11 protein-coding genes are annotated in these 11,242 nt (G+C 68.6%); 4 read left to right on the top strand and 7 right to left on the bottom strand.

What is annotated here, in order from left to right; genetic code table 11:
- Positions 1-60: 60 nt before the first annotated feature.
- The 3 genes from C7H84_RS13965 to alr form a co-directional block, all read right to left on the bottom strand.
- Positions 61-327 carry a DUF2866 domain-containing protein gene (locus C7H84_RS13965; protein ID WP_121859331.1) on the bottom strand — a complete coding sequence of 89 codons (267 nt, stop codon included), beginning with the start codon at positions 325-327 and terminating at the stop codon, positions 61-63.
- 148 nt (positions 328-475) lie between these two features.
- Entirely contained in the window at positions 476-1,852 is a 1,377-nt protein-coding gene (radA, locus tag C7H84_RS13960; RefSeq protein ID WP_121859330.1) for a DNA repair protein RadA, read from the bottom strand.
- Positions 1,853-1,863: 11 nt separating this feature from the next.
- Positions 1,864-2,934: an alanine racemase gene (alr, locus tag C7H84_RS13955; RefSeq protein ID WP_121859329.1), complete on the bottom strand. Its 1,071-nt coding sequence runs from the start codon at positions 2,932-2,934 to the stop codon at positions 1,864-1,866.
- A 218-nt stretch (positions 2,935-3,152) separates the two neighbouring features.
- Between alr and lplT the strand changes: the two genes are divergently transcribed.
- Both lplT and thiD read left to right on the top strand, forming a co-directional pair.
- Entirely contained in the window at positions 3,153-4,460 is a 1,308-nt protein-coding gene (lplT, locus tag C7H84_RS13950) for a lysophospholipid transporter LplT (RefSeq protein WP_121859328.1), read from the top strand.
- 67 nt (positions 4,461-4,527) lie between these two features.
- Positions 4,528-5,337 carry a bifunctional hydroxymethylpyrimidine kinase/phosphomethylpyrimidine kinase gene (gene thiD / locus C7H84_RS13945; protein ID WP_121859327.1) on the top strand — a complete coding sequence of 270 codons (810 nt, stop codon included), beginning with the start codon at positions 4,528-4,530 and terminating at the stop codon, positions 5,335-5,337.
- Positions 5,338-5,355: 18 nt separating this feature from the next.
- Here the strand turns inward: thiD and C7H84_RS13940 are convergent, their stop codons facing one another.
- The 4 genes from C7H84_RS13940 to tsaB are packed head-to-tail and all read right to left on the bottom strand — an operon-like array spanning position 5,356 to position 8,666.
- Positions 5,356-6,315, bottom strand: coding sequence for a DUF1853 family protein (locus C7H84_RS13940; RefSeq protein ID WP_121859326.1), 960 nt, complete (start codon positions 6,313-6,315; stop codon positions 5,356-5,358).
- Entirely contained in the window at positions 6,312-7,415 is a 1,104-nt protein-coding gene (locus tag C7H84_RS13935; protein ID WP_121859325.1) for a uracil-DNA glycosylase, read from the bottom strand. The genes C7H84_RS13940 and C7H84_RS13935 overlap by 4 nt, the downstream gene beginning before the upstream one ends.
- On the bottom strand, positions 7,402-7,902 hold the full coding sequence (gene rimI, locus C7H84_RS13930; protein WP_121859324.1) for a ribosomal protein S18-alanine N-acetyltransferase: 501 nt from the start codon (positions 7,900-7,902) through the stop codon (positions 7,402-7,404). Before rimI ends, C7H84_RS13935 begins: the two co-directional genes overlap by 14 nt.
- Positions 7,899-8,666 (bottom strand): tRNA (adenosine(37)-N6)-threonylcarbamoyltransferase complex dimerization subunit type 1 TsaB, encoded by a 768-nt coding sequence (tsaB, locus tag C7H84_RS13925; protein WP_121859323.1) that lies wholly within the window; start codon positions 8,664-8,666, stop codon positions 7,899-7,901. Before tsaB ends, rimI begins: the two co-directional genes overlap by 4 nt.
- A gap of 147 nt (positions 8,667-8,813) precedes the next feature.
- On the opposite strand from tsaB, the gene C7H84_RS13920 reads away from it, so the two are divergent.
- On the top strand, positions 8,814-9,083 hold the full coding sequence (locus C7H84_RS13920; RefSeq protein WP_121859322.1) for an acyl-CoA-binding protein: 270 nt from the start codon (positions 8,814-8,816) through the stop codon (positions 9,081-9,083).
- A gap of 389 nt (positions 9,084-9,472) precedes the next feature.
- Positions 9,473-11,029: a DEAD/DEAH box helicase gene (locus tag C7H84_RS13915; protein WP_121859321.1), complete on the top strand. Its 1,557-nt coding sequence runs from the start codon at positions 9,473-9,475 to the stop codon at positions 11,027-11,029.
- Positions 11,030-11,242: the final 213 nt, after the last annotated feature.

Raw genomic sequence — 11,242 nt, 5'->3', positions numbered from 1 at the left:
ACGGTGTTGCGCCGGCCGTCTGCCAGCCATCTGCCAGTCGTCTGCTGGCCGCGCTACCGCTCAACGCCGCGGCAACGTATCGCGCGGCATCTGCTCGTCGTCGCCCATCAGGTGACGCCGCCCTTCGGGCGGCCGGCGGATCGCCGCGGCGACCTCCGCTTCGGTCACGTCCTCGGACACGACCCGGCGCGCCAGGCGCCCTTCGTCGTCGATCCATTCGACGATCCGGCATCCGCCGCCCCACGGCTGGACGATCGGCTCCGATACGCGGCAGCCGCGCAGGTTGTAAAGGCGTCCGCTCGGCGCTTCCCCATACTGTTTCAACATAGGTTCCCTTCGCATTGCGCGGTTCGACAATCGCCAAAGGATAGGGAAAAGCGATGTCCGGCGGGTTACAGCAGCCTACATATTCTTTACAGTCAATTACGCGACAGATCACCGCGAGCCGGCGCGCGGCGGAGCGCGCCACGCGTGGTCATTCGAGATCGCGCACGCGGTCGATCGCCTGCTCGAGCCGCTCGACGGCCATCACGTTCAGCCCTTCGATCGGCTGCTTCGGCGCATTCGCCTTCGGAATCAGTGCGGCGGTGAACCCGAGCTTCGCCGCCTCGCGCAGCCGCTCCTGGCCGCGCGGCGACGGCCGGATTTCACCGGCCAGCCCCACTTCGCCGAACACGATCAGGCCCTTCGGCAGTGCCTTGTTGCGCATCGACGAATGAATCGCGAGCAGCACCGCGAGGTCGGCAGCCGGTTCGGTGATCTTCACGCCGCCCACCGCATTCAGGAACACGTCCTGATCGAAACACGCGATGCCCGCGTGCCGGTGCAGCACCGCGAGCAGCATCGCGAGCCGGTTCTGCTCGAGGCCCACCGCCAGCCGGCGCGGGTTCGGCACATGCGCGGTATCGACGAGCGCCTGGATCTCGACCAGCAGCGGACGCGTGCCCTCCTGCGTGACGAGCACGCACGAACCCGGCACGACCTGCTCGTGCTGCGACAGGAACAGCGCGGACGGATTCGCGACGCCGCGCAGCCCGCGCTCGGTCATCGCGAACACGCCGAGCTCGTTTACCGCGCCGAAGCGGTTCTTGAACGCACGCACGAGCCGGAACGACGAATGGGTGTCGCCCTCGAAGTACAGCACGGTGTCGACGATGTGTTCGAGCACGCGCGGGCCGGCGAGGTTGCCCTCCTTCGTCACGTGCCCGACCATGATGATCGCGGTGCCCGACTGCTTCGCGATGCGCGTGAGCTGCGCCGCGCATTCGCGCACCTGCGCGACCGAGCCGGGCGCCGACGTCAGCGCTTCGGAATAGACGGTCTGGATCGAGTCGATGACGGCGACGTCCGGCCGTTCCGCGTCGATCGCGGCCTGGATCTTCTCGAGCTGGATTTCGGCGAGCAGCTTCAGTTCGGCCGCCGGCGCGCCGCCGTCGAGCAGCGCGAGCCGTTGCGCGCGCAACGCGATCTGCGCGGCCGATTCCTCGCCGCTGATATAGAGGGCGCGCCGCACGCTCGCGATGTCCGCGAGCGACTGCAGCAGCAGCGTCGACTTGCCGATGCCCGGATCGCCGCCGATCAGCACGACGCCGCCCGGCACCAGCCCGCCGCCCAGCACACGATCGAATTCGCCGATGCCGGTCGAGAAGCGCGGCACGTCGGCCGCCTCGATGTCGACGAGACGCTGCACGGGCGCCCGCTTCGCGAGCGACTGGAAGCGATGGGCGGCCGGCGACTCGGCGACCGATTCGACGAGGGTGTTCCAGGCCTGGCACGACGGGCATTGCCCTTGCCACTTCGGGGTTTGTCCGCCGCACTCGCTGCAGACGTAGACGGTTTTCTGTTTCGCCACGCGTGCTGCCCTTATTCCGCGCGCACCGGCACGCGGCCGGCGACCGCGCACATCAGTTCATAGCCGATGGTCCCGCAATGACGCGCGACGTCGTCGATCGGCAGTGCATTGCCCCACAGCTCGACCCGAGCGCCGACGCCGGCCTGCGGGCACGGGGTCAGGTCGACGGTGATCATGTCCATCGACACGCGGCCGACGATCCGCGTGCGGATGCCGTCGACGATCACCGGCGTGCCTTCGGGCGCGACGCGCGGATAGCCGTCCGCGTAACCGCATGCGACCACGCCCACGCGCATCTGCGCGGGCGCGGAGAACGTCGAGCCATAGCCGATCGCCTGCCCCTTCGCGATCGTCTGCACGGCGATCAGCTCGGACGTGAGCGTCATCGCGGGCTTGAGCCCCGTGTCGGCGATATCGGCCGACAGCCCCGACGGCGATGCGCCGTACAGCACGATCCCCGGCCGCACCCAGTCGAAGTGCGTATCCGGATGCCACAGCACGGCCGCCGAATTCGCGAGGCTGCGCGCGCCCGCGATGCTTTCCGCGCCGCGCTCGAACGTCGCGAGCTGCTCGGCGACGCCGCGCTCGTTGTCGGCGTCCGAAAAATGGGTCATCAACGTGATCTGGCCGATGCCGGGGCACGCACGGGCGCGCTCCCACGCGGCGCGGTATTTTTCCGGCGTATAACCCAGCCGGTTCATCCCGCTGTTCATCTTCAACTGCACGTTGACGGGCTTCGACAGCCGCGCCGTCTCCAGCATCCGCATCTGCTCGTCGTTGTGGACGGTGGTCGTCAGGCTGTAGCGGTCGATCACGTCGATGTCGGTCGAGCGGAAGAACCCTTCCAGCAGCAGGACCGGGCCGGCCCAGCCGAGCTCCCGCAGCTTCACGGCCTCGTCGAGGTCGAGCAGGCCGAAGCCGTCGGTGCCGCGCAGGCCGGGAAAGACGCGCGCGAGACCGTGGCCGTACGCGTTGGCCTTGACGACCGCCCAGACCTTGGACGGGCCGGCAAAGCGGCGGACGACGGAGAGATTGTTCGCGAGAGCGGCGGTATGGATGGTGGCGGAGATCGGGCGCGGCATGGGAAATTTACGTAAAGACGCTTGCGAATCATCAGCTTACCGCGCCTTTTGAGCACCGAAGCCGACAATTTGCGGAACGATCGGGGAATCTTGCTAGTCCGAATTGCTGTATTTTCGTGTTATAAAGCCGTGCGCACAACCCATTTCGAACGGAATAAGCCGATCGCATACCAGGCGGCCTACGCGGCCCTGCCGCAGCGACGAAAGCATCGCATCAGATGAAAAAAGGTTTTTACACCATCATGGCCGCGCAGTTTTTCTCGTCGTTGGCCGACAATGCGCTTCTCATCGCCGCCATCGCCCTGCTGAAAGACCTCCACGCCCCCAACTGGATGACACCGCTGCTCAAGCTGTTCTTCGTGTTGTCGTATGTGGTGCTGGCGGCTTATGTCGGTGCGTTCGCCGATTCGCGCCCGAAGGGGCGCGTGATGTTCATCACCAACACGATCAAGGTGGTCGGCTGCATGATCATGCTGTTCGGCGCTCACCCGCTGATCGCATACGGGATCGTCGGGTTCGGCGCCGCGGCCTACTCGCCCGCGAAATACGGGATCCTGACCGAACTGCTGCCGGCCGACCGGCTCGTCGCCGCGAACGGCTGGATCGAAGGCACGACCGTCAGCTCGATCATCCTCGGCACCGTGCTCGGCGGCGCGCTGATCAGCCCGCACATCGCGTCGCACGTGATCGCGCACACGCCCGCCTGGATCGGCACGCCGGCCGAAGCGGCGATGGTGATCATCATGGCGATCTACGTGATCGCCGCGATCTTCAACCTGCGGATTCCCGATACCGGCGCGCGCTACCCGAAGCAGGAGCGCGGCCCGGTCAAGCTCCTCACCGATTTCGCCGACTGTTTCATGGTGCTCTGGCGCGACAAGCTCGGCCAGATCTCGCTCGCGGTCACGACGCTGTTCTGGGGCGCCGGCGCGACGCTGCAATTCATCGTGCTGAAGTGGGCCGAAGTCTCGCTCAACATGTCGCTGTCCGAAGGCGCGATCCTGCAGGCGGTGGTGGCCGTCGGCGTCGCGGGCGGTGCGATCGCCGCCGCCGCGCGGATCCCGCTGAAGAAGTCGCTCTCGGTGCTGCCCGTCGGCATCATCATGGGTATCGCGGTCATGCTGATGGCGTTCTACACGCGCGACCTGTTCCCCGCGCACTGGGCCGTGCACTTCGGCCACCTCCGCCTGCCGGCGTACCTGATCGTCGCGTACATCTTCCTGATCGGCGTCGGCGCGCTGTCCGGCTACTTCGTGGTTCCGATGAATGCGCTGCTGCAGCATCGCGGCCACGTGCTGCTGTCGGCCGGCCACTCGATCGCGGTGCAGAACTTCAACGAGAACCTGTCGGTGCTCGTGATGCTGTGCCTGTATGCGGTGCTGGTGTGGCTCGACGTGCCGGTCGGCGTCGTGATCGTGCTGTTCGGCACGTTCGTGTGCCTGACGATGTGGCTCGTGATGCGCCGCCACCAGGCGAACCAGCGTCAGTTCGACTCGGTTGCGCTGATCGGCGAATCGCGCCACTGACGCTACACTTGCCGTTCCTTCCGCTTCCGTCCGTCGGCGCCGGTCTTCGAACCGGCGCGTTGCCATCATGACGCACCCGATACCCAACGTCCTGACGATCGCCGGCTCCGACTCGGGCGGCGGCGCAGGCATCCAGGCCGATCTCAAGACCTTCTCCGCGCTCGGCGCGTATGGCGCGAGCGTGATCACCGCGCTGACCGCGCAGAACACGCGCGGCGTGACCGGCGTGCACGCGCCGGACGCCGCGTTCGTGACCGCGCAGCTCGACGCGGTGTTCGACGACATCCGCATCGACGCGGTGAAGATCGGCATGCTCGCGAACGCTGCGATCGTGCACGCGGTAGCCGACGCGCTGCGGCGTTACACGCCGCGCTTCGTCGTGCTCGATACGGTGATGATTTCGAAGAGCGCGCATGCGCTGCTCGCGCCCGACGCGGTCGATGCGTTGCGCGACGCGCTGCTGCCGCTCGCGACCGTCGTCACGCCGAACCTGCCCGAAGCGGCGGCCCTTCTCGGCGACACGCCCGCGACGACCGAAGACGACATGGTCCGGCAAGGCCACGCGCTGCTGAAGACCGGCGCGCGCGCCGTGCTGATGAAAGGCGGCCACCTGCCCGACACGGCCGCGAGCCCCGACTGGCTCGTCGATGCCGCGCATGCGGTGCGGCTCGACGGCGCCCGCGTGCCGGTCAGCAATACGCACGGCACGGGCTGCACGTTGTCGTCGGCCATTGCGGCGCTGCTGCCGCAGCAACCCGATCTCGACAGCGCGGTGCGCGAAGCGAAGGTCTACCTGACCGGTGCGATCGCCGCGAGCGGCCAGCTCGACGTCGGCCGCGGCGTCGGCCCCGTCCATCACTTCCATCGCTGGTGGTAAGCGCCGGCTGACGCGGCGTCAGTGGTCCTGCGCGGCGAACGCCTGCGCGCGCGCCGGCCAGTCGTCCGGCACGATGAAGCCGCGCGCCGTCTCCCGCCATACACCGTCGCCGTCCTGTCGGTGCACGCCGATCAGCGCCGGCGCCTGGCGCGCGGTCAATACGGACGGCAACGCAAGCGCATCCGCCAGCGGTTCGGGCGTGCCATCGGCCGCGGCGCGCCGCGGCGCGAGCCACGCGAGCCGCGCCAGCACGTTCCACCCCGCACCTTCGGGCTGAGCGGCCGCCCAGGCCGGCCACTGCGCGTGCGTGAGCCAGAAGCCGCGCGGATGATCGGCCGCGATTTCCGCTGCCACCGGCGGCAGCGGCACGCCGTGCGGATAGAACAGCCAGCCCTTGATGAACATTTGCGCATCGGACGGCGCGCCGTAGCCGAGCAGCGCGAACCCGTGGCGATCGCTCAGCCGCAGTTGATGCTCGAGCAGCCGGCTGCGCTTGCGGTCCAGGCGATCGACGAGATTCGGGCCGACGAAATCCGCGAGCGATGCATCGCCCGCCACCGGCGCGCACAGATAGCACTTCACCGCGAGTTCCCAGTGCAGGCGCTGCCCGCCCGGCGCATCGACGAGGAAATCGACTTCGCCGAGCGTCTTGCCGTTGGTGCGCAGCGGCAGATTCGCGGCGACGAGCCGCAGCGACGGCCCGTGCGTGAGGAAATATTCGAGCAGGCATTCGGCATAACGGCCGAGCCGCACAGGGCGCAAGCCGTCGAGCGCGCGGTGCAGCGGCTCGGGTGCGGCATCGAGCGCGGTGAGCCACGCTTCGACGGCCACGCGCTCGACCGCGTCCGACCACGGATGCGCGAGCGGTGCGCCGGGGGCGGCAGTGAGCAGGCTCGGGCTCGCGAGGAGCCAGCCCAGATCGCGAACCGCGGCATCGCGCAGCGTATCGACGAACGCGCACGCCGCGCCGTGCGTCATTGTCCGGCCGGCCCGTTCGTGTCCGCGTCACCGGCCCGCCGGAACGTATCGCGCGCCAGGCACAGGTCGGCCCACGCCTTCGACTTGTCCTGCAGGCTGCGCAGCAGGTACGCCGGGTGGTACGTGACGATCACCGGCACGCCTTCGTACGTGTGCACGCGGCCGCGCAGCGATGCGATGCTCGCGTCCGTCTTCAGCAGCGTCTGCGCGGCGAAGCGGCCGAGCGCGACGATCAGCCTGGGCTTCACGAGCGCGACCTGGCGCTGCAGGTACGGCTCGCAGCGCGCGACCTCGTCGGGCTCCGGATTGCGGTTGCCGGGCGGCCGGCACTTGATCACGTTCGCGATGTAGACGTTCTCGCCGCGCTGGAGCGCGAGCGACTGCAGCATGTTGTCGAGCAGCTTGCCGGCCTGGCCGACGAACGGCTCGCCCTGCTTGTCCTCGTTCTCGCCCGGCGCTTCGCCGATCAGCATCCAGTCCGCTTCGCGATCGCCGACGCCAAACACGGTATTGGTGCGCTTCTCGCACAGTCGGCAGCTCGTGCAGTCGGCAACGCGTGCGGCGAGCGCATCCCAGTCGAGCATCGCGACCGGTGTCGCGGCAGGACGCGCTTCGTCCGGCAGCGGATCGCCGGGCGGCGCCGCGTCGAACCACGCGAAATCGTCTTCGGTGACGGGCGGCATGTCGTCCGCGGCAGCGGCCGGCGCGGGACGGACCGGTGCACGATCGTCGTCGATCGCGGCACGCGGTGCGCTGCCCGCTTCGCTGCCGGTTTTGCCGCCGGTTTCGCCGGCCGTTTCGCTGCCCGTTCCGCCGGCCAGCGCCTCGTCGCGTGCGGCTCCGTCAGCCGGCAACGTATTGCCGCGCGGAGACGTTCGGGTAGGCGGCTGCGTATTGCGCGGCGGCTCTGCCGCCGGGCGCGACGCTGGCGTTGCCGCGACGGTTGCGGCCGCAACGGCCGGCACATCGTCCGCCACGCCCGATCCCGCAGCGGGCGCCGCGTTCGCCCCGCCCGCTTCACCGCCTTGCGCGTGCTGCCCGCGCCGCACCCAGACCTGCGCGAGTCCCATTTCCTCGAGCGCTGCTTCAGCCCACGCCATGCGCGTCCCCTTCGTCCTTGTTCAGCGTCAGACGCATCACGATCGCGTCCTCCCGGCTGCGATGCCGCGCCGGATAGTAGTTCTTGCGCCGGCCGATCGTCACGAAACCGAAGCGCTCGTACAGATGAATCGCGCGCGGATTGGACGGCCGCACCTCGAGCAGCACGCCGTCGAGCCGTTCCGCGCGCGAGATGCGCACGGCTTCGCGCAGCAGCGCGAGGCCGGCGCCCGACTGCTGCGCGGCCGGCGCCACGCACAGGTTCAGCAGGTGCATCTCGTCGACCACCGGCATCAGCACGCAATAGCCGACGAGCGCGCCCGTCACGTGCCGCAGGCATACGCCGAAATAGCCGTTGCGCAGCGAATCCTCGAAGTTGCCGCGGCTCCACGGGAATTCGTACGCGACCTGCTCGATCGCGACGACTTCGTCGAGATCGGTGTCGGTCATCGGCGACAAATAGCGGTCGCTCAACAGTACGCCCGTCATCCTTGCGCTCCGCCCTTCTGCACGGCGCGCGCCGCGATGCGTTCGGCGGTGGTCTGCGCGACCTTGTCGCGCACGTATTCGGGCGCGGCCTGGTCGGCCGGCACCGTCCGGCCGGCGCGGAACGCCCGCAGCGCCGCATGCGCGACGGCCAGCGCATGCGGCAGCGCTTCGCCGTCGATCACGGCCGCGGCCGCGGCGGCCGGCAGCTGCGCGCCGAACGCGGCGGCCGCGTTGCCGGCGAGCGTGAACGGCGCGTCGGGCACGCCGACGGCAGCCGGTGCATCGAGCGACGCCGGATGCACGGTGCGCCAGTCGCCCGCCGCGTCGTCCCATGCGAAGTCGGCCCAGTACGCTTCGTCCATCCGCGCGTCGAGCGCGGCCAGCACGCGGGTCGTGCCCGGCGCGCGCAGCCGCGCATGCTCGGCGCATGTCAGCAACGTGCCGACCGGCACGACCGGCAGCCCGCGCCCGAACGCGAGCCCCTGGGTGATGCCCGTCGCGGTGCGCAGCCCGGTGAACGAGCCGGGGCCGGCGCCGAACGCGATCGCGTCGCAGTCGGCGAACGTGAGGCCCGATTCGGCGAAGAGTTCCTGGATGGCCGGCAGCACGCGGGTGCTCGACACGGCGCCCGTGAGCTCGTGGCGGACCCAGGTTTGCAGGGTTGAAACGGCGTCATCGGCCGGAGCCGAGCGCAGCAGCGCGACCGAGCAGTATTCGGTCGACGTATCGATGGCGAGGAGCACTGTTTGCGTCATGGCCGACATTGTAATGCGGCGCCCCGCTCCCACGGGCGATCGGACCGGATCGCGATGCGCGCGCCGCGCACGCGGCGGTTTGGAAGGATCGCTCGACCCCGCGCGGCGCGGCGCTTGTTAAGATCGCCCGACCTGAAACCCTTACGGAGACACACGATGAGCGAACTCACTACCCAATTCGACCAGGCCCAGGTCGACGTCAAGCAACTGACCGAGCGGCCGGGCAACCTGACGCTACTGCGTCTGTACGCGCTGTTCAAGCAAGCGACCGACGGCGACGCGCACGGCGACAAGCCGGGCTTCACCGACATCGTCGGCAAGTACAAGTACGATGCGTGGGAAGCGCTGAAAGGCACGTCGCAGGACGCGGCGAAGCAGCAATACATCGAACTCGTCGAATCGCTGAAGAACGGCACGGCGTCCTGATCTGCCCCTCCCGCCGCACCCGGCACGCCCCCGGTGCGCCCCCGGTGCGCAATAGGCAATCAAATCAGTGGCGCGGCGCAGCAAATCTCTTTATAATGCTCGCTGCGTCACCTCCCGCGCTCGGCTCGAAGCCGTTCCGGCCTGACGCCTCGTAGCGTTAAGCTCCAATCCGGTTTAGAACCTGTCCCCTCCTGCTTCGACCCTCGCGGTCGTCAACTAGGCTGGCGGCCTCGCTCCAGAAAGCGCGCCGCACCCAAAACAGCTTCTAATGCCTCATCCGCCGAAGGTTCGGCGGATTGCACCCGTTTCCCGATTTGCTCGCTGAATCCGACGACTTGGGTATGCGCGATTGGCGCCGACGTTTCACCCACTGTGTTTCAAGGATTGTTATGACTTCGAGCATCAACACCAGCCCGCTCAACGCGATCGCCGACCAGGCGCTCGGTCTCGACGACGCCGCCGTACCGGCCGCGGTCGAACCGGCGTCGGACGAGCCGACTTTCGCGTCGCTCGGGCTGTCGCCGGAGATCGTCTCCGCGCTGCAGGCCGCCGGTTACGCCAAGCCGACGCCGGTCCAGCAGCGCGCGATCCCGGCCGGCATCGCCGGTCGGGATCTGCTGGTATCGAGCCCGACCGGTTCGGGCAAGACCGCCGCATTCATGCTGCCCGCGATCGAACGTTTCGCGCAGGAGCAGAAGGCGCAAGCGCAGCAACCGCGCGCGCCGCGTGAACCGAACCAGGGCGACCGCCGCGTGCGCCGCCCGCAACCGGTCGCCCGCCCGGGCCTGCTCGTGCTGACGCCGACCCGTGAACTCGCGATGCAGGTCACCACGGCCGCGTCGACCTACGGCAAGCACCTGAAGCGCCTGCGCACGGTCAGCATCCTCGGCGGCGTGGCCTACGGCCAGCAGCTGATGCTGCTCGCGAAGAACCCCGAGATCCTGGTCGCCACGCCGGGCCGTCTGCTCGACCACCTGGAGCGCGGCCGTATCGACCTGTCCGAGCTGAAGATGCTCGTGCTCGACGAAGCCGACCGCATGCTCGACATGGGCTTCATCGACGACATCGAGACGATCGTCGCCGCCACGCCCGCGTCGCGCCAGACGATGCTGTTCTCGGCCACGCTCGACGGCAAGATCGGTTCGCTGACGAGCCGCCTGCTGAAGGATCCGGAACGTATCGAAATCCAGCAGCGCCTCGAATCGCGTGCGAACATCGCGCAGACCGTGCATTACGTCGACGACCGCGACCACAAGGATCGCCTGCTCGATCACCTGCTGCGCGACGATGCGCTCGACCAGGCGATCATCTTCACGGCGACCAAGATCGATGCCGACCAGCTCGCAGGCCGCCTGGCCGATGCCGGCTTCGAATCGGCCGCGCTGCACGGCGACCTGCCGCAGGGCGCGCGTAACCGCACGATTCGTGCGCTGCGCGAGCGCCGCGTGCGCGTGCTGGTCGCGACCGACGTCGCGGCCCGCGGCATCGACATCCCGGGCATCACGCACGTGTTCAACTACGACCTGCCGAAGTTCGCGGAAGACTACGTGCACCGTATCGGCCGCACGGGCCGTGCCGGCCGTTCGGGCACCGCGGTGAGCCTCGTGCACCACGCCGAACAGGGCGCGCTCAAGCGCATCGAGCGTTTCGTGCGCTCGCCGCTGCCGGTCAACGTGGTCGAAGGGTTCGAGCCGCGCAAGGCGGCCCCGCGCAACGATCGCGGCACCGGCGGCCGCGGCCGTCCGGGCGGCGGTAACGGCGGTCGTCGTTTCGGCGGCAAGCCGGGCGGCGGTTATGGCGCCAACGGCGGCGGCAATGGCGGTCGCAGCTACGGCGGCGGCAATGGCGGCGGCTGGAGCGGCAAGCCGAGCGGCAGCCGTGACGGCGGCCCGCGCCGCGACGGCCAGCGCAGCGGCGGCCCGCGTCGCAGCAATTCGGCGTCGTAAGCACGCCCGGGCGGCCTCGGCCGCCCCGCCCATCCGGCAGACCGGCGCATCCGCGCCGGTTTTTTTTCGTTCCGACGCAGATTTCACAATGCGGAAAATTTTTTGCGTCGTAAAAAATCATGCTGCGCGGCACAAGCCGACAATTGCGAGATGGGAAAAACCGTTTCTTATTGCGAAACGAAAACGCCAATACATTGATTAATAACGATTAAA

It is taken from the genome of Burkholderia sp. Nafp2/4-1b, assembly GCF_003635165.1.
In the GTDB taxonomy this organism is placed as follows: domain Bacteria; phylum Pseudomonadota; class Gammaproteobacteria; order Burkholderiales; family Burkholderiaceae; genus Burkholderia.
The sequence above is the reverse complement of the archived record's forward strand: the minus strand, read 5'-3'. Positions and strand labels throughout refer to the sequence as shown.

Excerpts from the sequence above, each read along its gene's own strand:
- C7H84_RS13965 (WP_121859331.1), bottom strand. The coding sequence starts at position 327 with ATGTTGAAACAGTATGGGGAAGCGCCGAGCGGACGCCTTTACAACCTG.
- alr (WP_121859329.1), bottom strand. The coding sequence starts at position 2,934 with ATGCCGCGCCCGATCTCCGCCACCATCCATACCGCCGCTCTCGCGAAC.
- lplT (WP_121859328.1), top strand. The coding sequence starts at position 3,153 with ATGAAAAAAGGTTTTTACACCATCATGGCCGCGCAGTTTTTCTCGTCG.
- thiD (WP_121859327.1), top strand. The coding sequence starts at position 4,528 with ATGACGCACCCGATACCCAACGTCCTGACGATCGCCGGCTCCGACTCG.
- C7H84_RS13940 (WP_121859326.1), bottom strand. The coding sequence starts at position 6,315 with ATGACGCACGGCGCGGCGTGCGCGTTCGTCGATACGCTGCGCGATGCC.
- C7H84_RS13935 (WP_121859325.1), bottom strand. The coding sequence starts at position 7,415 with ATGGCGTGGGCTGAAGCAGCGCTCGAGGAAATGGGACTCGCGCAGGTC.
- rimI (WP_121859324.1), bottom strand. The coding sequence starts at position 7,902 with ATGACGGGCGTACTGTTGAGCGACCGCTATTTGTCGCCGATGACCGAC.
- tsaB (WP_121859323.1), bottom strand. The coding sequence starts at position 8,666 with ATGTCGGCCATGACGCAAACAGTGCTCCTCGCCATCGATACGTCGACC.
- C7H84_RS13920 (WP_121859322.1), top strand. The coding sequence starts at position 8,814 with ATGAGCGAACTCACTACCCAATTCGACCAGGCCCAGGTCGACGTCAAG.
- C7H84_RS13915 (WP_121859321.1), top strand. The coding sequence starts at position 9,473 with ATGACTTCGAGCATCAACACCAGCCCGCTCAACGCGATCGCCGACCAG.